Raw genomic sequence first — 21,410 nt, 5'->3', positions numbered from 1 at the left:
AGGTAAAAAATCAGCATAAATTACGAGTAGAATGGGAAAAACAGCAGAAAAATCTACTGTTTTTCTTGATAACTAGTGTCATTCCAAACCAGTTCGGTAAAGTTTTCAAAATCATCTGTCTCTAAAATGGTTACAGATGCATTGTCTAAACCACCTCGATGGCGTAAGAGCGCTGGTGGATAGCCTAACAGGGTTCGGATTGAAGCTGTTAGAATAGCTCCGTGGCTTACGACAAGTATCGTTTGATCTGTCTCGTGAATAGATTCTTTCAAAGTAGTGATGAAGCGTGAAGTAGCTTGTGAAACAGTCTCCCCTTCGAACATATCTGCTCGGAAGATGGCCGCATTCTGTTTAAATGCATGGTACTGCTTGGGATAGATATCGCGGAAAAGTCCAATTTTTGTTCCTTCCAATCGACCGAAATTCCATTCTCGAAAACCAGCTTTTGTTTCTACTGATTTACAGTAATGGTTCAGGTCAGCAATTCGCTCGGCTGTGATATGGGCTCTTTGTAAATCGCTAGAGTAAATCTTGTCAAAAGGAACGGTAGCTAAATATTCCCCAAGTGATTCTAAATCAAGGAAAGATTCCTCCAAAAGCTTAGAATCTCCAGAGTAGCCTTGAAAGCGTCCCTCAAGATTCCACTCGGTTTTACCGTGACGGACAAAATAGACTTTCACTCGTTTCTCCCTTCAATAATATCTGCAAAATTAGCTTTCACGAAATCAGCTAATACCTGACTGTCAATTCGAATCGACCGACCAATTTCACCAGCTGAAACAATCATCTTGCCTTTTTCAAGTGCAGATTGATCGATATAGATTGGAAAATTGTGTTTTTGACGAATGCCCACGGGGTTGTTTGCACCATGTATGTAGCCTGTTGTTTTTTCCAAATCTTTTTGAGAGATCATACTGACTTTTTTATTGCCAGAAATTTTAGCCAGTTTCTTTTCAGATAGGTGCTCAGTGATTGGGACAATTCCAATAACCGGCCCTGTTTTATCTCCAGTCAGTGCTAGGGTTTTATAAATATCGTTTTCTTCAATACCTTGTGGAAGTTGACCTTCAAGAGCATTTAAAACAAGGCTATCATGATCGATCTTAGCCTTGTCTAAAATTTGGTCAACCAAGGTTTTCTTTATTTTGACCTTTTTTGCCATTATTTATATTTTTCCTCTAATTTGCTCATCCAAAGTCCCAACCATACTCCCAGGACAAACAGAACAAGTGCAGCAATCCATGTAATAAAGTTTGCTCCAGCATAGGAGATGGATTCTTTGTTGCTAGCCTGTGGAATCAAAATTAAGAGAGTAGATGATGAGACGATACCAATTATAAAGTGATAAACTCGTGAGTGGTAGACTTTAAGAGCATGATCCATTGCTTTTGAGAAGGCAACCATTGCAAGGACTCCACCAATTGCGATAGGTAGGAAAGTTCCAAATAGATCAAGTGATTTGAAACCATTGAGCATTGGTGTGTAAATTCCTAAAATCAATAGCAAGTTTGAAGGGCTGAGTCCGGGAACAAGTACGCCTAATGCAATCAAGGCACCTGCCAATACAAAACTTGCGAAGTTTGCTGGAAGTGTTCCGACAAGATCACTCAAGTTGTAGAGTAAGAGTCCAGAAATGATGAAGGCACCAAACAACCAAGCCAAATCAATACGGTCCCGTTTGCTTTTCTGAGTCGATTCTTTTAGTAAGCTAGGAATCGTACCAACAATTGCACCTGCAAATGCCCATAAAACAGGAACTTGGAAATGTTGTAAGAGGTATTCAACAGGGAAAGAGAAGAGGGCAATTCCCAAGATTCCACCGATCCCTACAGGAACAAAGTAGAGAAAGTTTTCTTTGAAATCTTTTCGAATATTTGCTAAAAAGCCTATTAATCGTTCGTAAATCCCGAGGATTGCAGCTAGTACGCCCCCAGAAACACCTGGTAAGATAAAGCCAAGGGCAATAATCATACCTTTAATTATTCTTGATATCCAAGAAGCCATGTTGTCCTCCAAAATGTATTTATAATGTTCTCATTATAGCATAAAACCAGTGAAAATCATTAAAAAGAACGCCTGTTAGAGCACTCTAACAGGCATTATCTATTTAACCACGAAAGAAATTTGGTCTTGCTTTATAAAGGAGAATTAGTAAAATGCAAGCAATTGCTGTTGAAGGAAGTATATAGCTGATATTGTAGGTAAAGGAATAAATCCAAACGGGTGTGTCAGCAGGAGCGTAGTCAGCATAGAAGATAATTCCTGCTAAAAAATTGGCAAAAAACCTTAAGCTAGCACCTAAAAAACTAGCTGACATTATCGTAATTGATGCCTTGGATAATGTCGTGTTCCTATGTAGAGTTGGTGCAAATAATCCTGCAATACCAATTCCTGCGTAAGCTAGTACATAATCAAGAAAAACTTGAAAAACATTTAAAAAGTAACCGCCATAAAATAATTGTATTGTCCCGACTATTAAGCCAGATAAGATGCCTACTAACCAACCGTGGCGGAGAGAAAGAAGTAGAATAGGAAGCATGACTAAGGATACCGATCCACCCTGTGGCATAGTAAAAAGTGGGAGTTTATCAAAGACAAGAGCAATGGCAGAAAAGATAGCTATCTCAGTGAGAACATGTAATTTGGATTGTGACATAAAAAGAATCCTTTGTATATAGTAGGCAAAGGAGTGTTTATAGCGAAGTAGAATATCGTTCTATAAATCACACAATTCCTACGCTAGTGTTAACTAGATCAGGTTCGAGGATTTCGCATATTGCGATCTCAGCCGAAGCACTCCTTTGTGTATATGTAATTAGTAAAATTGTATCATTTTATTCTGGTGTTGTAAATAGTTTTCGATAAACTTCATTTGGATCTTTCAAAGTAGTAATAATATTTAAATCGAGATAATTCTCGAATCCATTCACATAGCCTCGAGAGGTATATTGATGGAGGTCATAGTCCAAATCAGTACTTGGTGCAGCATTGTAGTAGCCAGAATCAACGCCATAGGTGGGAATCCATACAGCATCAAATTTATCAACATTGATACTGTGATCTTCCATAAAATAGATGCCGACATAAATACCAATGTTTTTAGCACCGAGAGATTCTAATTCTTGTCTGAAAGCCTCGACACCACCATTCATATCATCCATGGTATGTTCTTCAACATCCAACCAATAAAAGGTGGGGTTGTATTTATTGGCTGCTTCGTAAAAACTACGAGCTTCCTCTTTCATACTATCAATACTATTCCCAGTAACGTAGGCGTAAACAGCAACAGGGATATTTCTAGCCTGAAATTCTTTAATGTGGGTATCAAATGCTTTATCTAAACCATTTTCATCAGTAGCGGTGTTTTCATTCTTCGTATGGGAGCCACTTTGAATCCGAACGATTGCTCCCGAAATATTTTGACTAAGTGTATCATAATCAATCTCAGATGGACGTTGCCATGCTGAGACGTCGATAATAGGTTTCATTTCAAGAGCATTGGTAATATAGTAGCTTGAACTAGGAATTGTCTCAATTGATGTTGGATTAGTATTTGACTGTGTAATAGTAGTTTCTTTACCGGCGGTCGCTCTGTTACCATACACACCAGAAATAAAAATGATGGCAAAAAAGGTCAGGAAGAAACCGATAACAACGATTGGTTTTAATTTCTTTCTCATCAAACCAATTTTACCCTAAATCATTGGAAAAATCAAAAAAATTAGTTTGAAGATAGATTGTATTCAAAGGATTTTCTTGACTTATAGACAGGAAAACGATAGGCTAATATTTAGAACAAAATGAGATAGGTGGAAGAGGTGTACTCAACAAAAAAATTAACCCGATTGGTTGTTTTATCAGCGCTAGCAATTGTTTTTAGAATAGTATTTGGAGCATTTCCCAACATAAAACCTTTAACAGCTATTTTTTTAGTGAGTCTTTCCCATTTTACCTTATTTGAAGGATGGATTTTGATGGGGCTGACAATGATTGGTAGTGGTTTATTGTTTGGTTTTGGTGTCGTTGTTCTATGGCAGGTTCTCAGTTTTGGTCTCGTCCAGTTGATTTGGTGGATTTTGATTCGCCCTCAAATCTTAAAAGAGAGAATTCCGTTATGGCTGCAGAGCCTAGTAGCTGGTTGCTTTGTTTTTGTTTATGGCATGTCCATTAGTTTGCTCACTGCAATTCAATTCGGAATTCATCCGATAATCTATTGGTTAAATGGAATAGTTTTTGATTGTCTACACATGATCTCTACCGTATTATTTTATCCCATCATCCATCATATTTTTAGGAGATTTTACAAATGAAAAAAATTAGTATTTTACTCACTCTTTTCTTGACCTTTTTGTTGGGGGCTTGTGCAAATACATCGTCCCAGACATCCGGGTCTACAATTGATATCACATTACAAATTACAAATAAAGATCAGGTGAATCGTCAAAAAGTAACGGCAAATCAAGGTGATAACGTGATGAATATTTTAAAAGCTCACCATGACATTGAAGAAGACAATGGTTTAATAACCAAGATTGACGGCATCAGTCAAGATACCAGTACCAATACCTATTGGATGTATAAGGTTAATGGAAAGTTAGCTGAAAAAGGCGCAAATGACCTAAAGGTGTCTGACGGAGATGAGATTGAGTTCTATCTTGAAACGTTTGAATAATTCATAATGGCTTCGGCCATTTTATTATTCAATTCAATAGTCTGGTTCCGAATTTTTACTGTTTATCTTATAGAAAGTGATAAGTATTTTTATACAAAGTATGCTATAATAATAAGCATACTCCAGAAAAGGTTGGAATATAAATGAAAATTGATAAGCGGCACTTGTTGAATTATTCTATACTCATTCCCTACTTTATTTTATCGATAATAGGGTTGGTTATGGTCTACTCAACAACTAGTGCCACACAGATTATTAATGGGGGAAATCCATTTAGAACGGTGATTAACCAAGCGGCCTTTTGGGTTGTTAGCTTGATTGCGATTTATACGATTTATCGTATGAAACTTAGTTTTTTGCGGAAAAAAGCAGTTATCTATTCCGTTATCTTTATTGAAGTTGTTCTACTTGCTATTTCTCGTTTGTTTACTCCCATAAATGGGGCGCATGGTTGGATACCAGTTCCTGGTATAGGTAGTCTCCAACCAGCTGAATATTTGAAGTTGATTATCATTTGGTATTTGGCACATGAATTTGCTAAGAAACAATCTGATATTCGGACATATGATTACCTGTCTTTGATTAAGGGAAGATGGATTCCAAGAGAGTTTACAGATTGGAGAGTTATTAGCCTTCTACTTCTTGGATTGGTTGCCACTCTGCCGGATTTGGGAAATGCTACAATTATCACCCTGATTATTGTTGTTATGATTAGTGTAAGTGGCATCGCTTATCGATGGTTCTCAACCGCTTTGATAGGAATTGTTGCTGCTTCCGGAGTTGTACTTGGGACCATTCGTATTCTTGGATTAGAAACTGTTGAGAAAATTCCACTTTTTGGTTATATAGCTCGACGGTTTGCAGCTTATTTCGATCCCTTTGGTAATGCTACCAGTTCAGGCTTGCAATTAACTCATTCATACTATGCGATGAGTAATGGTGGTTGGCTTGGGCTTGGCTTAGGAAACTCAATTGAGAAAAAAGGCTATCTGCCTGAGGCTCATACAGACTTTGCCTTTTCTATTGTCATAGAAGAACTTGGTTTTGTAGGAGCAAGTCTCATTTTGGCTATACTATTCTTTTTGATTGTCCGCATCATTGTAGTTGGTGTTCGTGCTCGCAGTCCATTCAATTCGATGATGGCGCTTGGTATGGCAGGAATGCTTTTAATTCAGACATTTATCAACATAGGAGGAATTTCTGGATTGATTCCCGCTACGGGTGTAACTTTCCCATTCTTGTCGCAGGGTGGTTCTAGTCTCTTGATTATTTCCATCGGAATTGGGTTTGTTTTAAATATTGATGCGACAGAAAAACGTCGTTTGATTGAAGAAGAAGTTGAAAGAACCTTAGTCTAATTTATGAAAAATATGAGGTGAAAAGATGTCTATCCAAAAGCTAGAAAATTATAACAATAAAGAAGCTATCCGTGAAGAAGTGACGATTTTGACGAATATCTTACAAGATGTGGCTCGTGAAATGATGTCTGAGGATACATTTGCAGCTATTTGCCAGCTAGAAGAATTATCTGTCAAAGATGATTACTCTAAGTTGATTCAGATTATTGGACAATTGACAAATGAAGAGTTGGCAGATATTTCAAGGTATTTTGCTGTTCTACCTTTATTAATCAATATTTCCGAAGATGTCGATTTAGCTTTTGAAATCAATCACCAAAACAATCTTGGAAAAGATTATCTAGGGAAAATTTCAGCCACCATTGATATGGTATCTCAACATGAAGATGCTGCGGAGATTTTAGAAAAACTAAATGTTGTTCCTGTATTAACTGCCCATCCGACACAAGTTCAACGTCAATCTATGTTAAATTTAACTAAACACATTCATGAACTCTTGCGTCGCTACCGCGATGTTAAGATGGGATTATTGAATCGTACAAAATGGGAAGATGAATTGCGTTGCTATGTTGAAATTATCATGCAGACAGAAATGACGCGTGAGAAAAAACTAAAGGTAACCAATGAAATTACCAATGTAATGGAGTATTACAATTCCTCATTCATCAAAGCAGTTACAAAACTACAACGAGAATATAAACGTCTGGCCGCTGAAAAAGGAATTCAGTTGATGAATCCTCGCCCCATTACAATGGGAATGTGGATTGGTGGTGACCGTGATGGAAATCCATTTGTTACGGCTGAAACCTTGAGACTATCAGCCTTAACACAGTGCGAAGTGATCATGAATTACTATGACCAGCAATTGGAAAAGTTGTATCGTGATTTTTCACTTTCTACAACCATCACTAAGGTTAGTCCTGCTGTGCAATATCTTGCTGATTTGTCTGAGGATGCTTCGGTCTATCGTGAAAACGAACCTTATCGTCGGGCCTTCCACTACATTCAGATGAAACTGGCAAATACAAAAGATTACTTTGTTTACAATAAGGCTTCAGATGTGCGCTACGCAAATGTTGGTGAGTTTAAAGCAGATGTTCTAGCGATTAAACAATCATTAATTGAGAACAAGTCTGCAGCATTAATCAAAGGTGACTTGGCTGAGTTATTGGAGGCGATAGAGGCGTTTGGTTTCTATTTAGCTACAATTGATATGCGCCAAGATTCTTCTATCCTTGAAGCTTGTGTTGCTGAATTACTTGCATCTGCACGCATCGTTGAAGATTATTCTAGTCTATCTGAAGAGGCAAAATGTCATGTCCTATTAAAACAACTAGAAACAGATCCACGTATTCTTTCGGCAACCTATGTTCCAAAATCCGAGCAATTAGAGAAGGAATTAGCTATTTTCTCTGCAGCTAGGGAGTTAAAGGATAAGCTGGGTGAGGAAGTTATCAAACAACATATTATTTCACACTCAGAAAGTGTATCTGATTTATTGGAATTAGCTGTATTATTGAAAGAAGTTGGATTGGTTGATTCAGATAAGGCGCGTGTTCAGATTGTTCCACTTTTTGAAACAATTGAAGACTTAGATAATGCGTCAGATACCATGCGCCAGTACTTGCAATTGGACTTGGCAAAACGCTGGATTGCAGGCAATAAACACTATCAAGAAATTATGTTGGGTTATTCTGATTCAAATAAGGATGGTGGTTACCTTTCTTCTGGTTGGACATTATACAAGGCTCAAAATGAACTGACAAAAATTGGTCAAGAAAATGGAATCAAGATTACGTTTTTCCATGGACGTGGTGGTACAGTTGGACGTGGTGGTGGTCCATCATATGATGCGATTACTTCTCAACCATTCGGTTCCATTAAAGACCGGATTCGTTTGACTGAACAAGGGGAAGTCATTGGTAATAAATACGGAAATAAGGATGCAGCTTACTATAACCTTGAAATGTTGGTATCAGCAACCTTGGATCGTATGGTAACACAAATGATTACTGATCCTAATGAGATTGGTAACTATCGTGAAACAATGGATGAAATTGTTTCTGAAAGTTACACAATCTATCGTGACCTTGTTTTCAATAATCCGCATTTTTATGATTATTTCTTTGCGGCCAGTCCGATTCGAGAAGTCTCTAGTTTAAATATTGGTTCTCGTCCAGCGGCGCGTAAGACAATTACTGAAATAGGTGGTCTCCGTGCGATTCCTTGGGTATTCTCATGGTCTCAAAACCGTGTAATGTTGCCAGGATGGTATGGAGTTGGTTCTAGTTTCAAACGCTTTGTGGATAAAGACCCAAATAATTTGGCAAAATTACAAAAAATGTATGAATCATGGCCTTTCTTCCGTTCGCTCTTATCGAATGTTGATATGGTACTGTCAAAATCTAATATGAATATTGCTTTTGAATATGCCAAAATGTGTGAAAGCGATGAAGTGCGAAGTATTTTCCACACCATTTTAGATGAATGGCAATTGACCAAGAATATGATTCTATCTATTGAACAAAATGAGGAACTATTGGCAGAGTTGCCTTTCCTTAAAGCCAGTCTTGACTATCGTATGCCATACTTCAATGTGTTGAATTATATTCAGATTGAATTGATTCACCGTCTCCGTCGTGGAGAGCTTAGTAAGGAGCAAGAGAGTCTCATCCATATTACGATTAACGGTGTCGCAACAGGACTTCGTAATTCAGGTTAATGTTAACTGATTGAAAACAACTTCTTCGGAGGTTGTTTTTTACTGCTCTAAAAATGTATAATAAAATTTGGAAGTGTGTAACCATTTCGGATGATATTCGTTATATAAGTGAAAGGAGGAGATGATCATCAAACTAGATGAATATGAAAAAGAAGTTCTTGCCATTGCAGAGGAGATTTCCTTTTATCTGCGAAAATCAGGGGCAACACGCGCGGATAGCCAGGATATTGCCCAAGATGTTCTTGTAAAAATTCTAGAATCAGATATTGTCCTTCCTTTTGAAAAGATGCGAGCTTGGCTGTATCGTTCAGCAGTCCGTACATATATTGACAAGTACAGACGTGACAAACACTATCATGAAATTCTTCAGAGAGATTTTTTCAGACAAGATATGCTTGTTCTATATGATCAAAAAACTATGAGGAGCTCTAACAAGCAGTGAATGAGTTGCCTAGTCAAGACAAGGTTGTGGATTGAGCTTTACTATTTTCAAAATATGAGTGTCAAGGAGATAGGGCATATTTTAGGTTACAGTCAGAGTTGGGTAAAAATTCATCTGTTTAGAGCTAGAAAACAAGTGGCGAAATTATTAAAAGAGAGAGGGTATGAAGATGAAATCTTTTGAAATAGCAACGAAGAAAAATAAACGAAAACAACTTTGGAAAACAGTTCTCCTCGCTAGTTGCTTAGTATTTACTTTATTGGTAAGTGGGATTTTTGCATTACGAATTTTTTCTGATTATCGTAGTAAGCAAGCAGAGGAATTATTTGATGCAACTTTTCAAGTGGCTTATCCCAATGTAGAACCAAACATGACCTTCGTGAACCAGACAGGTATTGTCTCAGGCTACATCGATTATTCATTATTGAAAAATCTTGCAGGTGTCCCAATTGCATTTGGGCATTTGGTGGTAGAGTATAGTATTTATGGAATCTTTTCAAATTTTGGACAATACTTTCCGCTAACTTCTGGTGACTATCAGTATCATCAAGATAGTAATTCCAAAATTCCAGTTTTCTATAATACCGAATACCTTGACAATCGTGCAGGAAATGAATTATCATTTGTTAAAGACATGCAGGGCCAATTGGTCGAGATAGCTATTACATTTGATAGGAAATACACATTTAGGGAAATAAAAGATATGATTCCTAGCAATCTCAAAAAAAATTGGTATTGGATAGGAACAAATAGCAGTCAAACAAGAGTAGAAGACCTGCCTTTAGTCAGCATATTTGGAATGGATTATGATGATGTAGTTGCAGTAACGCAAGAGGAATATTCAGATATGCAATTTCCATATAAAAGTCCAATTAATGCTATGAAAATCTTGCTGGAATATAATAACTATAGCCTGTCTCCTTCAGCAAGAGGAATCTTAGAGAGCTATGTAGACAAATTCGGAGAAACTGATTTTACTAAGCAAGAAGATATCAATAAACTTGAATTTGCTGGAATTATCCTTACAGGTAAAGCAGAAGATTTCGGACAATTTGAAGGGAAACAGTGGGTATATGCTTCGAGTATTGGGGCCTCTATACCCATGCAACCCTATTATCAACTTGACTATTGGGTATTAGTTGATAGGAATTTGAATGTATCGAAAGTAAGGAAAGCTTTCTTCAAGTATGAAATTGCATACCTTCCAAAAAAGACATAGAATCGGCGTCCGTAAGGAAATTATACGGATGCCTTTTTTCATTTCGTGGGAATATTTTTTGATGCGATAGTTACCACCAGACAAAGAAAACGTTTGCATGAATATTGGAAGAATGTTAAAATAGGTAGGCTAGGAGGTAGCAATTATGATAGAATTGACAGCTCTTTTTCATCGTCCTGATTCAGAGTATGCATATTTATATAAGAAAAATGTGGTTCATCTTCGTTTCAGAACCAAAAGGAATAATGTACAGTTAATACGTGTACACCATGGAGACCCCTTTATTTTTTACCAACAAGGCTATCAATACCAAACAGAAATGGAAATTGTAGCTAGTGATCAGCTATTTGATTATTGGCAAGTGGAAGTCGGAGCTGATTTTGCCAGATTGCAGTACTTGTTTGAATTGACGGGGTATGATGGGAAACAGATTCTATTTGGAGATGTTGGTCCACTGGATGCTACAAGTAATAACATTAGTCAATTTATGAACGGTTTCAAGTTGCCTTACTTGCATGAAGCTGATCGATGTCAAGTACCAAGTTGGGTTTCGGAAACAATTTGGTATCAGATTTTTCCTGAACGGTTCGCTAGAGGAAAGAAAAATACTAATAAACAGGAGTATAGAGATTGGAATCCAGACTTGGCTCCAACTACAAGTGATTTTTTTGGTGGTGATTTAGCAGGAATTACTGAGCATTTAGACTATCTACAAGACTTGGGCATCACAGGTTTGTATCTTTGTCCTATTTTTATAGCGCCGAGCAATCATAAGTACGATACGAGTGACTACTATCAAATTGATCCTCAATTTGGTACTACAGACGACTTGAAGGAGCTGATTAAGGAAGCTCATAACCGTGGCATTAAGGTCATGTTAGATGCTGTGTTTAATCATATTGGTTATCAATCTAAGCAGTGGCAGGATGTCCTTAAAAATGGAGAGCAATCAGTTTATCGAGATTGGTTTCACATTGATCGGTTTCCATTGGTTGAAGTTCATGATGGTAAAGAAAATCTGCATTATGAGACCTTTGCCTTTCATGGAGAAATGCCCAAACTCAATACATCAAACTCCGAAGTGAGGAATTATCTTTTGGGTGTTGCACGGTATTGGATTGAGGAATGTGACATCGATGCCTGGCGCTTGGATGTAGCTAATGAGATTGATCATCAATTTTGGAAAGAATTCCGTAAGACAGTTCTATCTGTCAAACCCGATTTTTATATTCTAGGAGAAATTTGGCATAGCGCTCAATCATGGCTGATTGGAGACGAGCACCATTCAGTAATGAATTATCCGCTTGCCAACGCAATAAAAACATTCTTCCTAAAGGGAGAACAAACATGTGATGAATTCCTCGCTTCCTTGAATAGTCAGCGGTTCACCTATCGTCAACAGTCAAGAGAAGTGTTATTTAATCTTTTAGATTCACATGATACAGAACGCATTTTGACGACAGCAAATGGAAATACGGATGCAGTAAAATCAGCCTTGATTGCTCTGTTCTTCCAAGTAGGAAGTCCGTGCATCTATTATGGAACAGAAGTTGGGATGATTGGTGGGGAAGATCCAGATTGTCGTAGGGTTATGCCTTGGAAAGAAGAACAGCAGGACAAAGAGTTACAAGCATTTGTGAAAGAAATGATTCACCTAAGGAAGTCTTATCAACATCTTATTTTGACGGGAACATTCTCACTTCAGTCTACGGAAGATCAGTTACTTCTCATGACTTATAAGGATGGCAATCAGTCACTTACGATCTATTTCAACCAAGGGGAAATGTCAGTGCCCCTGTCAGGAGATCAGCAAGTCATTTTAGCCAATGGTATAGAGGGAACTGGACTAAAAAAAGTGTTACAAGCGGGGGGAGTAGCCCTTGTAGAAGGGGTATAAATTAAAAAACGATAGAAAATGCTTGCAATTCTGCTACAATTTGATAGAATAGTAAGGTAAAGTTAGACCGTATTGCCTACTGTCTATCTATAAAATATATTTTATTGGAGGCTTTTACCAAAATGGCAAAAGAAAAATACGATCGTAGTAAACCCCACGTTAACATTGGTACAATTGGACACGTTGACCACGGTAAAACTACTTTGACTGCAGCTATCACAACTGTATTGGCACGTCGCTTGCCTTCATCAGTTAACCAACCTAAAGACTATGCGTCTATCGATGCTGCTCCAGAAGAACGTGAACGCGGTATCACTATCAACACTGCACACGTTGAGTACGAAACTGAAAAACGTCACTATGCTCACATCGACGCTCCAGGACACGCGGACTACGTTAAAAACATGATCACTGGTGCTGCCCAAATGGACGGTGCGATCCTTGTAGTAGCTTCAACTGACGGTCCAATGCCACAAACTCGTGAGCACATCCTTCTTTCACGTCAGGTTGGTGTTAAACACCTTATCGTCTTCATGAACAAAATTGACTTGGTTGACGATGAAGAATTGCTTGAATTGGTTGAAATGGAAATCCGTGACCTTCTTTCAGAATACGATTTCCCAGGTGATGATCTTCCAGTTATCAAAGGTTCAGCTCTTAAAGCCCTTGAAGGTGACACTAAGTACGAAGACATCGTTATGGAATTGATGAACACTGTTGATGAGTACATTCCAGAACCAGAACGCGACATTGACAAACCATTGTTGCTTCCAGTCGAAGACGTATTCTCAATCACTGGTCGTGGTACTGTAGCATCAGGACGTATCGACCGTGGTACAGTTCGTGTTAACGACGAAATTGAAATCGTTGGTCTTAAAGAAGAAAAAACTAAAGCAATTGTTACTGGTGTTGAAATGTTCCGTAAACAACTTGACGAAGGTCTTGCCGGCGATAACGTTGGTGTGCTTCTTCGTGGTGTACAACGTGATGAAATCGAACGTGGTCAAGTTATCTCTAAACCAGGTTCAATCAACCCACACACTAAATTTAAAGGTGAAGTTTACATCCTTACTAAAGAAGAAGGTGGACGTCACACTCCATTCTTCGACAACTACCGTCCACAGTTCTACTTCCGTACAACTGACGTAACTGGTTCAATCAAATTGCCAGAAGGTATTGAAATGGTAATGCCTGGTGATAACGTTACTATCGACGTTGAATTGATCCACCCAATCGCCGTTGAACAAGGTACTACTTTCTCTATCCGTGAAGGTGGACGTACTGTTGGTTCAGGTATGGTTACAGAAATCGAAGCTTAATTCGATTGAGTTCCCAGATTTAACAATTATTTGTCAGACAACAAAAATTGTAACTCTCTACCAGGTGGTAGAGAGTTTTTCTGTAAGTATTCATAAAATACACAGAAATTCTTTAATCTTCGCTGAGATTATGCTATAATGAACCTTGTAAAATAAAAAAGAAGAGGTATGTGAAATGTCACGTAAACCAATCATTGCCGGTAACTGGAAAATGAATAAAAACCCTCAAGAAGCACAAGCTTTCGTTGAGGCGATTGCAGGAAAATTGCCTGCAGGCGATAAAATTGAAGCAGCTATCGCAGCTCCAGCTGTAGATTTGAGCGCTCTCTTGTGGTTTGCTAAAGATTCTGAATTGAAAGTTGCTGCTCAAAACTGCTACTTTGAAGATGCAGGCGCCTTCACTGGTGAAACTTCTCCAAAAGTATTAGCTGAAATGGGCGTTGACTATGTTGTTATCGGTCACTCTGAACGTCGTGATTACTTCCATGAAACAGACGAAGATATTAACAAGAAAGCCCATGCAATTTTCCGTAATGGAATGACTCCAATCATCTGTTGTGGTGAATCTCTTGAAACTTACGAAGCTGGTAAAGCAGTTGAATTCGTAGGAGCTCAAGTTTCTGCAGCTTTGAAAGGTTTATCAGCTGAGCAAGTCGCTTCATTGGTAATTGCTTACGAACCAATCTGGGCAATCGGTACTGGTAAATCAGCTACTCAAGATGATGCGCAAACAATGTGTAAAGCAGTTCGCGATGTTGTTGCAGCTGACTTTGGTCAAGAAGTTGCTGACAAAGTACGTGTTCAATACGGCGGTTCAGTAAAACCTGAAAATATTGCTGAGTATATGGCTTGTCCAGACGTTGACGGTGCCCTTGTAGGTGGTGCATCACTCGAAGCAGAAAGCTTCTTGGCTTTGTTGAACTTCTAATATATGAAAAAGGACTTTAGATTTCAAAATCTAAGTCCTTTTCAAATTCTAATTTATGAGATAAAGAGATGAGAGTCAAGACTATTTTAGAACCCATTCTCTTAATGCATATGCGACACCGTCTTCATCGTTTGACTTAGTGATATACTTGGCGATTTTCTTCAATTCAGGATTACCATTTTCCATGACTACTGGATTTCCAACAACCTCCAACATTGGACGATCATTTTCTTGATCACCAATAGCCATCGTTTGATCCATAGTTAAACCAAGTTTTTCCGCTAGATGAATGATAGCTTGTCCCTTGTTAACAGTTTTAGGGGTGATTTCCAAATAAAATGGTGCTGATTTTGCCACGTTGTACTTCTCCGTCAAACTAGTTGGAAGTAGTGGGATAGCAGCGTCAAGGATTTCAGGTTCGTCTACCATCATTGTCTTGATAATCTCTTTACCAACCATTTCTTCAGGAGTGCGGTAGAAAATAGGAGCACTTACAAGTGTTGATTCGTAGATAGTGTATTTTCCGATATTGCGGTTGGCCGTGTAGATTCCTTCTTTTGTACTTGCATGCATGGGCAGGTTAAATTTACGAGCAACCAATTCAATATCTGAATAGTCATCATAGCTTAATGTATCTTTTACAATATCTTCACCAGTTGCGGCATCCTGTACCAGTCCCCCGTTAAAGGTGATGACATAGTCACCAGTGTCTGTTAAGTTGAGCTCTTCCAAGATGGCACGGACTCCAGAAATAGGGCGGCCTGTAGCAATAACAATTTTTACACCCGCTTTTTTGGCCTCTTGAATGGCTGCATGCACTTCGGCCGTAATTTGGCGTTGGCTATTTAAAAGAGTACCATCAATATCGATAGCAACAAGTTTAATACTCATGAAGAAAGGTCTCCTATGTTAAAATGATCATTATGTATATAGCTAAGGAAAGTAGCATTTTGTTCGGCAAATATACCTGTATCCACTAACATTTCTTTTGGGAAATAAAATCGGCTGTCGCCATGGATAGTCCCAGATAGGGAGTGGACAATTGGTGATAGAGTAGAAAGCTCTACCAAACTTTCGTCTTTACGATAGATTTCAATTTGTGTTCGTTTCTTTTCGGCATTTGGTCTGTATATATCATAAGGTAAATCAAAATTGTGGTGGATTGCGGTATAGTATTCTGGATCAAAACCTACTTTAGCGACAATACTTCGTAGAATATCCAACTGATTTTCTTGATTGCTCTTAAATGTAATAGATTTAAATACCTTTCGATTGATATATCGTTCTGCTAAATCAGATAAAACACGGTCAGGGCCATCTATCCAAGACTGAAAATAGGTGTTCATCACGCCATCATCAAGTGCGAGATAGTCTGTTAGACGAATACGATGTTCAAAGAATGGCAAGAGGCGAGGGGAAGTGCGCGCAAAGAAGTCTTGCTCGCTAGTATACAGAAGTTTTGCCCGATTGAGTAAGTTTTGTAACAAAACCTCCATTGAGCGACTTGCTGGATGGAAATAGACTTGCATATACATTTGGTAACGACTGAGCACGTAATCCTCAACCGCATGCATACCAGATTCTTTAAAGGCAATGCCGTTTTCTGTAGGACGAATGACACGAAATATTCTAGTCAGGTCAAATTCACCGTAGCTGGCACCTGTAAAATATGAATCTCGTAGCAGATAATCCATGCGGTCAACGTCAATTTGACTAGAAATCAATTGAACGACCTGTTTATTTGGGTAAGTATGGTTAATCACACTGGCTACTCTTTCTGGAAAATCAGGGGTTACTTGCTTCAGTAATGCATTGATTTCAGTTTCAGGGCTAGTTATGATAGTGCACGTCATTTCCTCATGGTCGGTATCAAATAGGCGCTCAAAGGTATGAGAATAAGCACCATGACCGACGTCATGTAATAGAGCCGCGACCATGGTCAAAAGTGATTCATTTGAATCCCAAGTATCTGGGTATTTATCTTCAAATTTTTGAGTGATTCTTCTGGCAATTTCATAGGCACCGAGACAATGTGAAAAGCGACTATGCTCACCACCATGGAAGGTATAGGAAGTTGTTCCTAACTGCTTGATGCGTCGTAGTCGTTGAAATTCTTTTGTATTAATCAGATGGTAAATAAGTTCTTGCTCGACGTGAACATAGTTGTGAACGGGGTCACGAAATACTTTTTCAATCATACTTTCATTATAGCAGAAAAAGCTAATATTTTCCTTATTTTTTCTAAAACACAAGGATATTGTTATGTACCAAGTCTTCTTTTTTCAGTATAATGGAGGAATGAAATATCAATTAATATTATGGGCCATCCAAATACTCATTATCGGTTTGATTATTTGGATGCTCTATACCATTTTATCTTATGCAAAAAAACATAAGATTTCTCTAACTGAAAAATTTTGGACAGGATTTGGCATTGGGTATGTCACAGATCTGCTAGACACCTTGGGGATTGGTACATTTGCGACGACTACAACCATGTTTAAGCTAACAAAGTTGGTGGAGGATGACCGAAGAATTCCAGCCACGATGACAACAGCTCACATTATCCCAGTCTTAGTAGAAGCCTTGCTTTTTATAACAATTGTCGAGGTTGACATTGTGACACTTATTGCAATGGCAGCGGCAGCTTTTACTGGAGCGTTTGTTGGGGCAAAGGTTACTCAGACCTGGAATACTCAGAAGGTACAACGGATTTTGGGGATTTTACTTGTGCTTGCAGCAGGTTTCATGGTTTATCGTATGTTAACCAATCCTGGTGCGGATCTGACAAATGAAGTGAGGGGCTTAACAGGGTTGAAATTAGCACTTGGGATGGTCTTTGACTTCATGGTAGGGATGTTGATGAGTATGGGACTTGGGAACTATGCACCGGAATTAATCTTCTTCTCATTGATGGGAATCAGTCCCGCTGTTGCTCTTCCTGTTATGATGCTTAATGCTGCTATGATTATGACAGCTGGTGCCAAGCAGTTTATCCAATCTGGTCGAGTCAACTGGCCTGGTGTACCTGGGATTATCGTCGGAGGGGTATTAGGTGTTCTGACAGCAGCCTTTTTCCTGTCAAATTTAGATATAAACCATTTGAAAATTTTGGTAGTTTTCATTGCTTCCTATACAGGATTTACATTATTGCGCTCGTCCTTTGTTCCAAGAATAAATAAAGAGTAGGAGGAACACATGCATATTCGATTACAAAATGAAATCGATTTAGATGGAAAGGTTGAAATCATTGATCAGCGATTTCAAGTAGAAGTTAAGGAAAAAGATGGGCATCTTTATCTAATTTTCGTAAATGACGAGGCAGAAAAAGTTGTTATCAAATGTGATGACGAAGAACTTGTCATGACACGTTTTTCAACTCCCAAGTCTATCATGCGATTTATTTCTAACAAAGAGGTTATTGTGACCATTCCCACACCGATGGGGATTCAGCATTTTGTAACCAATACTAAAAATTATCAGCTGAATCGCTCGGAACAACACTTGCGTCTGCAATATGATTTAATGGGATTGGAAAATCAACAGCGGTTTGCTTCCTATGATATGGCGATTTCATGGAAATAAGTCGGGAAAAATTGTCATATGATTTTTTTCAAGAAAATATTTCTTGAATTCCTGAGGATTTTTGGTATAATAGAAATCAAACCGAGGGAGTAGCTAGCGGATTCATCCGTGATATTGTCGTCAATCCGACTTGTTTCCGGCAATATATTAAATAGCGAGACTTGTTTTAATAAGACAGGTCTCTTTTTTATTTGTAAGTAAAAAAGGGACCGAGAAGGAGAAGGAAATTGTCAAAAGAACAAAAACGCGATTTGTTTTATACACAGAGCGAAGAGCAAGTATTGTCAAGCATGGGGTCTTCTTTAGACGGTTTGTCTAGTGATGAGGCAAGCAAACGTCTAGCAGAATATGGTCGTAACGAATTGGAAGAGGGTGAAAAGCGTACCCTTCTAGCTAAATTCTTAGATCAGTTCAAAGACTTGATGATTATTATTTTGATTGCTGCATCTATCTTGACGGTGATTACAGAAGGTTCTCGCGGTTTGACGGATGCCATCATCATCTTGGCCGTAGTTGTTTTGAACGCTGCTTTTGGTGTTTATCAAGAAGGTCAAGTAGAGGCGGCCATTGAAGCGCTGAAAGACATGTCAAGTCCAGTGGCGCGTGTGCTTCGTGACAACCATGTAGTCGAAGTGGATTCTAAAGACTTAGTACCAGGGGACATCGTTTTGCTTGAAGCAGGCGATGTTGTCCCAGCTGATATGCGTTTGTTGGAAGTTAACTCCCTCAAAATTGAAGAGGCAGCTCTTACAGGTGAATCTGTACCGGTTGATAAAGATTCATCAGTAGTTTTAGCAGAAGATGCACCGATCGGTGACCGTGTTAATATGGCCTACCAAAACTCAAATGTTACCTATGGTCGTGGTTTGGGTGTTGTAACGAATACTGGTATGTACACTGAAGTTGGTCACATCGCCGGAATGCTGGCTAATGCTGATGAAATAGACACACCGTTGAAACAAAATCTGAACCAATTGTCCAAGGTATTGACCTATGCCATTCTTGCAATTGCTGCCATTACTATGGCTGTTTCAGTTTTTGTACGTGGTGAAGGAATCTTGCCAGCCCTTATGACATCTGTTGCCCTTGCGGTTGCAGCCATTCCTGAAGGTTTGCCTGCCATTGTAACAGTTATCCTTTCACTTGGTACTCAAGTATTGGCTAAACGAAACGCTATCATTCGTAAATTGCCAGCCGTTGAGACTCTTGGTTCAACTGAAATCATTGCATCAGATAAGACTGGTACATTGACTATGAACCAAATGACTGTTGAGAAAATCTATACAAACGGTCAATTGATTGATGCTAAAGAAGCTTTGGATGCAAGCAATACAACGCTTCGTGTTATGAACCTTGCCAACGATACAAAAGTTGACCCAACAGGCAAATTGATTGGTGATCCAACTGAAACGGCACTTGTTCAATTTGGTTTGGATCAAAACTTTGACGTTCGTGAAGTATTGGTTTCTGAGCCTCGTGTGGCAGAATTACCATTTGACTCAACACGTAAGTTGATGTCAACAGTTCACCAACAAGCTGCAGGTAATTTCTTTGTAGCTGTCAAAGGTGCTCCAGACCAGTTGTTGAAACGTGTAACGCAAATCGAAGAAAATGGAACAATCCGTCCAATCACAGATGCAGATAAAAAGGCTATTCTTGCTATTAACAAGGACTTGGCCAAACAAGCACTTCGTGTCTTGATGATGGCTTACAAGTATGTAGATGCTTTGCCTACTATGGAATCAGACATTGTTGAAAATGATCTTGTCTTCTCAGGCTTGGTTGGTATGATTGACCCTGAGCGTCCTGAAGCGGCTGAAGCAGTCCGTGTTGCTAAGGAAGCTGGCATCCGTCCAATCATGATTACTGGTGACCACCAAGATACTGCTGAAGCAATTGCGAAACGTCTTGGTATCATTGATCCAAATGATACTGAAGACTGTGTATTCACAGGTGCTGAGCTCAATGAGTTGACAGATGAAGAATTCCAAAAAGTTTTCAAACAATATTCAGTTTATGCTCGTGTTTCCCCAGAACATAAGGTTCGTATTGTAAAAGCATGGCAAAACGAAGGCAAGGTCGTCGCTATGACTGGTGATGGTGTGAATGATGCGCCATCTCTTAAGACTGCTGATATCGGTATTGGGATGGGTATTACGGGTACAGAAGTTTCTAAAGGTGCATCTGATATGGTTCTTGCAGATGACAACTTTGCTACTATCATCGTAGCGGTTGAAGAAGGACGTAAGGTCTTCTCAAATATTCAAAAGACAATTCAGTACCTTTTGTCAGCAAATACTGCAGAAGTATTGTGTATTTTCCTTGCAACTCTCTTTGGTTGGGATGTACTTGATCCAGTTCATCTTTTATGGATTAACTTGGTAACGGATACTCTTCCAGCTATTGCCCTTGGTGTTGAACCAGCTGAACCTGGTGTGATGCAACACAAGCCTCGTGGACGTAACTCAAGTTTCTTCTCAGGCGGTGTTATGAGTTCTATTATTTACCAAGGTATTCTTCAAGCTGCGTTAGTTTTAGGTGTATATGGTTTTGCGCTAATTTTCCCTGAACATAGCACATATGAAGAAATCCATGCAGATGCGTTGACTATGTCTTACTTGACTCTTGGTTTGATTCAATTAGTGCATGCATTTAACGTGAAATCAGTGTATCAATCAATCTTCACAGTTGGACCATTTAAAAACAGACTCTTTAACTGGTCTATTGCGGCAGCCTTCTTGCTACTGATGGCAACGATTGTCATTCCAGGATTTAATACATTCTTCCATGTGACACATCTAAGTATGACACAATGGTTAGTAGCAATCATTGGTTCAGGCCTTATGATTGTTATTGTAGAGCTTGTTAAATTTGTTCAACGTAAGATGGGATTGGATGAAAAAGCTATCTAATATAGTTATTCAGCTTATCTTTTATTAATTCGTTAACTCGCCTTGCCGTACTTCAGTACAGCCTGTGACTCGTTGCCTTTTACTAAAAGCAAACTGAAGACTATATCATTTGAAAAAGCTCAGATTTAGTGGTCTGAGCTTTTTTCTCTACGGATAATGTATTTTGGAAAGATTAGATGTCCTAACAAAGTAATGGCAAGTGCTAGTACGAGGAGGATGGTTTTGACAAGAGTTGGTAAGTCAAATAGAAAGACAATTGAAAGGATTGCCAGACTCAAAGTAACTGCCCAATAACAAGGTATCTATCCAATCACTCCTTCCTCCAGTATACTGTTATAAAAAACAAACTGGAGGAT

At 38.7% G+C, this 21,410-nt stretch carries 20 protein-coding genes and 1 riboswitch; of the genes, 13 read left to right on the top strand and 7 right to left on the bottom strand.

Annotated features, from left to right (window positions below):
* Nucleotides 1–53: 53 nt before the first annotated feature.
* From ACPC57_RS02910 to ACPC57_RS02890, 5 genes are all read right to left on the bottom strand, one after another.
* Nucleotides 54–680 carry a histidine phosphatase family protein gene (locus tag ACPC57_RS02910; protein ID WP_434066274.1) on the bottom strand — a complete coding sequence of 209 codons (627 nt, stop codon included), beginning with the start codon at nt 678–680 and terminating at the stop codon, nt 54–56.
* The gene (locus ACPC57_RS02905) at nt 677–1,162 is read right to left on the bottom strand and encodes an aminoacyl-tRNA deacylase (protein ID WP_130555492.1); all 486 of its coding nucleotides are present in this window, start codon (nt 1,160–1,162) and stop codon (nt 677–679) included. Before ACPC57_RS02905 ends, ACPC57_RS02910 begins: the two co-directional genes overlap by 4 nt.
* Entirely contained in the window at nt 1,162–2,004 is an 843-nt protein-coding gene (locus ACPC57_RS02900) for a DUF368 domain-containing protein (RefSeq protein ID WP_434065735.1), read from the bottom strand. Before ACPC57_RS02900 ends, ACPC57_RS02905 begins: the two co-directional genes overlap by 1 nt.
* A gap of 103 nt (nt 2,005–2,107) precedes the next feature.
* Nucleotides 2,108–2,656, bottom strand: coding sequence for an energy-coupled thiamine transporter ThiT (thiT, locus tag ACPC57_RS02895; protein WP_434066273.1), 549 nt, complete (start codon nt 2,654–2,656; stop codon nt 2,108–2,110).
* 58 nt (nt 2,657–2,714) lie between these two features.
* Nucleotides 2,715–2,811, bottom strand: a riboswitch (TPP riboswitch).
* 23 nt (nt 2,812–2,834) lie between these two features.
* A complete protein-coding gene (locus ACPC57_RS02890) occupies nt 2,835–3,680 on the bottom strand; it encodes a glycoside hydrolase family 25 protein (RefSeq protein ID WP_277836783.1) in 846 nt (281 codons plus the stop codon).
* A gap of 138 nt (nt 3,681–3,818) precedes the next feature.
* On the opposite strand from ACPC57_RS02890, the gene ACPC57_RS02885 reads away from it, so the two are divergent.
* The 10 genes from ACPC57_RS02885 (at nt 3,819) to tpiA (ending at nt 14,557) form a co-directional block, all read left to right on the top strand.
* On the top strand, nt 3,819–4,310 hold the full coding sequence (locus ACPC57_RS02885) for a hypothetical protein (protein WP_434066272.1): 492 nt from the start codon (nt 3,819–3,821) through the stop codon (nt 4,308–4,310).
* Nucleotides 4,307–4,672, top strand: coding sequence for a DUF4430 domain-containing protein (locus ACPC57_RS02880; RefSeq protein ID WP_434064963.1), 366 nt, complete (start codon nt 4,307–4,309; stop codon nt 4,670–4,672). The genes ACPC57_RS02885 and ACPC57_RS02880 overlap by 4 nt, the downstream gene beginning before the upstream one ends.
* A 143-nt stretch (nt 4,673–4,815) precedes the next feature.
* The gene (ftsW, locus tag ACPC57_RS02875; RefSeq protein ID WP_434066271.1) at nt 4,816–6,030 is read left to right on the top strand and encodes a cell division peptidoglycan polymerase FtsW; all 1,215 of its coding nucleotides are present in this window, start codon (nt 4,816–4,818) and stop codon (nt 6,028–6,030) included.
* A 25-nt stretch (nt 6,031–6,055) separates the two neighbouring features.
* Nucleotides 6,056–8,752: a phosphoenolpyruvate carboxylase gene (gene ppc, locus ACPC57_RS02870; RefSeq protein WP_434066270.1), complete on the top strand. Its 2,697-nt coding sequence runs from the start codon at nt 6,056–6,058 to the stop codon at nt 8,750–8,752.
* Nucleotides 8,753–8,873: 121 nt separating this feature from the next.
* Nucleotides 8,874–9,194, top strand: coding sequence for an RNA polymerase sigma factor (locus ACPC57_RS02865; protein WP_434066269.1), 321 nt, complete (start codon nt 8,874–8,876; stop codon nt 9,192–9,194).
* Nucleotides 9,195–9,377, top strand: a complete 183-nt coding sequence (locus ACPC57_RS02860; protein WP_434066268.1) for a sigma factor-like helix-turn-helix DNA-binding protein — start codon at nt 9,195–9,197, stop codon at nt 9,375–9,377. It begins immediately after the preceding gene.
* Nucleotides 9,358–10,413 carry an anti sigma factor C-terminal domain-containing protein gene (locus ACPC57_RS02855; protein ID WP_434066267.1) on the top strand — a complete coding sequence of 352 codons (1,056 nt, stop codon included), beginning with the start codon at nt 9,358–9,360 and terminating at the stop codon, nt 10,411–10,413. The genes ACPC57_RS02860 and ACPC57_RS02855 overlap by 20 nt, the downstream gene beginning before the upstream one ends.
* 148 nt (nt 10,414–10,561) lie before the next feature.
* Nucleotides 10,562–12,310: a glycoside hydrolase family 13 protein gene (locus ACPC57_RS02850; protein WP_434066292.1), complete on the top strand. Its 1,749-nt coding sequence runs from the start codon at nt 10,562–10,564 to the stop codon at nt 12,308–12,310.
* A gap of 122 nt (nt 12,311–12,432) precedes the next feature.
* Nucleotides 12,433–13,629 carry an elongation factor Tu gene (tuf, locus tag ACPC57_RS02845; protein WP_434066266.1) on the top strand — a complete coding sequence of 399 codons (1,197 nt, stop codon included), beginning with the start codon at nt 12,433–12,435 and terminating at the stop codon, nt 13,627–13,629.
* Nucleotides 13,630–13,804: 175 nt separating this feature from the next.
* A complete protein-coding gene (tpiA, locus tag ACPC57_RS02840) occupies nt 13,805–14,557 on the top strand; it encodes a triose-phosphate isomerase (RefSeq protein WP_418127136.1) in 753 nt (250 codons plus the stop codon).
* A gap of 81 nt (nt 14,558–14,638) precedes the next feature.
* Here tpiA and yidA read toward each other — a convergent pair whose 3' ends face one another.
* Together yidA and ACPC57_RS02830 are read right to left on the bottom strand one after the other, a co-directional pair.
* Nucleotides 14,639–15,448, bottom strand: coding sequence for a sugar-phosphatase (yidA, locus tag ACPC57_RS02835; protein ID WP_434064971.1), 810 nt, complete (start codon nt 15,446–15,448; stop codon nt 14,639–14,641).
* The gene (locus ACPC57_RS02830; protein ID WP_277843256.1) at nt 15,445–16,755 is read right to left on the bottom strand and encodes an HD domain-containing protein; all 1,311 of its coding nucleotides are present in this window, start codon (nt 16,753–16,755) and stop codon (nt 15,445–15,447) included. The genes yidA and ACPC57_RS02830 overlap by 4 nt, the downstream gene beginning before the upstream one ends.
* A 100-nt stretch (nt 16,756–16,855) precedes the next feature.
* Between ACPC57_RS02830 and ACPC57_RS02825 the strand changes: the two genes are divergently transcribed.
* The 3 genes from ACPC57_RS02825 to ACPC57_RS02815 all read left to right on the top strand — a co-directional run bounded on the left by ACPC57_RS02825 (nt 16,856) and on the right by ACPC57_RS02815 (nt 21,054).
* Nucleotides 16,856–17,746: a sulfite exporter TauE/SafE family protein gene (locus ACPC57_RS02825; RefSeq protein ID WP_217374799.1), complete on the top strand. Its 891-nt coding sequence runs from the start codon at nt 16,856–16,858 to the stop codon at nt 17,744–17,746.
* Between the two features lie 9 nt (nt 17,747–17,755).
* Nucleotides 17,756–18,142, top strand: coding sequence for a DUF1934 domain-containing protein (locus ACPC57_RS02820; protein WP_318150829.1), 387 nt, complete (start codon nt 17,756–17,758; stop codon nt 18,140–18,142).
* A 227-nt stretch (nt 18,143–18,369) separates the two neighbouring features.
* Nucleotides 18,370–21,054 (top strand): cation-translocating P-type ATPase, encoded by a 2,685-nt coding sequence (locus ACPC57_RS02815; RefSeq protein ID WP_434066265.1) that lies wholly within the window; start codon nt 18,370–18,372, stop codon nt 21,052–21,054.
* Nucleotides 21,055–21,410: the final 356 nt, after the last annotated feature.

The organism is Streptococcus sp. VTCC 12886 (assembly GCF_049893425.1).
GTDB classification, from domain to species: domain Bacteria; phylum Bacillota; class Bacilli; order Lactobacillales; family Streptococcaceae; genus Streptococcus; species Streptococcus suis_AA.
The sequence above is the reverse complement of the archived record's forward strand: the minus strand, read 5'-3'. Positions and strand labels throughout refer to the sequence as shown.

Coding starts and splice junctions, on each gene's coding strand:
- ACPC57_RS02905 (WP_130555492.1), bottom strand. CDS start 1,162: ATGGCAAAAAAGGTCAAAATAAAGAAAACCTTGGTTGACCAAATTTTA.
- ACPC57_RS02900 (WP_434065735.1), bottom strand. CDS start 2,004: ATGGCTTCTTGGATATCAAGAATAATTAAAGGTATGATTATTGCCCTT.
- thiT (WP_434066273.1), bottom strand. CDS start 2,656: ATGTCACAATCCAAATTACATGTTCTCACTGAGATAGCTATCTTTTCT.
- ACPC57_RS02890 (WP_277836783.1), bottom strand. CDS start 3,680: ATGAGAAAGAAATTAAAACCAATCGTTGTTATCGGTTTCTTCCTGACC.
- ACPC57_RS02880 (WP_434064963.1), top strand. CDS start 4,307: ATGAAAAAAATTAGTATTTTACTCACTCTTTTCTTGACCTTTTTGTTG.
- ftsW (WP_434066271.1), top strand. CDS start 4,816: ATGAAAATTGATAAGCGGCACTTGTTGAATTATTCTATACTCATTCCC.
- ppc (WP_434066270.1), top strand. CDS start 6,056: ATGTCTATCCAAAAGCTAGAAAATTATAACAATAAAGAAGCTATCCGT.
- ACPC57_RS02865 (WP_434066269.1), top strand. CDS start 8,874: ATGATCATCAAACTAGATGAATATGAAAAAGAAGTTCTTGCCATTGCA.
- ACPC57_RS02860 (WP_434066268.1), top strand. CDS start 9,195: ATGAGTTGCCTAGTCAAGACAAGGTTGTGGATTGAGCTTTACTATTTT.
- ACPC57_RS02855 (WP_434066267.1), top strand. CDS start 9,358: ATGAAGATGAAATCTTTTGAAATAGCAACGAAGAAAAATAAACGAAAA.
- tuf (WP_434066266.1), top strand. CDS start 12,433: ATGGCAAAAGAAAAATACGATCGTAGTAAACCCCACGTTAACATTGGT.
- tpiA (WP_418127136.1), top strand. CDS start 13,805: ATGTCACGTAAACCAATCATTGCCGGTAACTGGAAAATGAATAAAAAC.
- yidA (WP_434064971.1), bottom strand. CDS start 15,448: ATGAGTATTAAACTTGTTGCTATCGATATTGATGGTACTCTTTTAAAT.
- ACPC57_RS02830 (WP_277843256.1), bottom strand. CDS start 16,755: ATGATTGAAAAAGTATTTCGTGACCCCGTTCACAACTATGTTCACGTC.
- ACPC57_RS02825 (WP_217374799.1), top strand. CDS start 16,856: ATGAAATATCAATTAATATTATGGGCCATCCAAATACTCATTATCGGT.
- ACPC57_RS02820 (WP_318150829.1), top strand. CDS start 17,756: ATGCATATTCGATTACAAAATGAAATCGATTTAGATGGAAAGGTTGAA.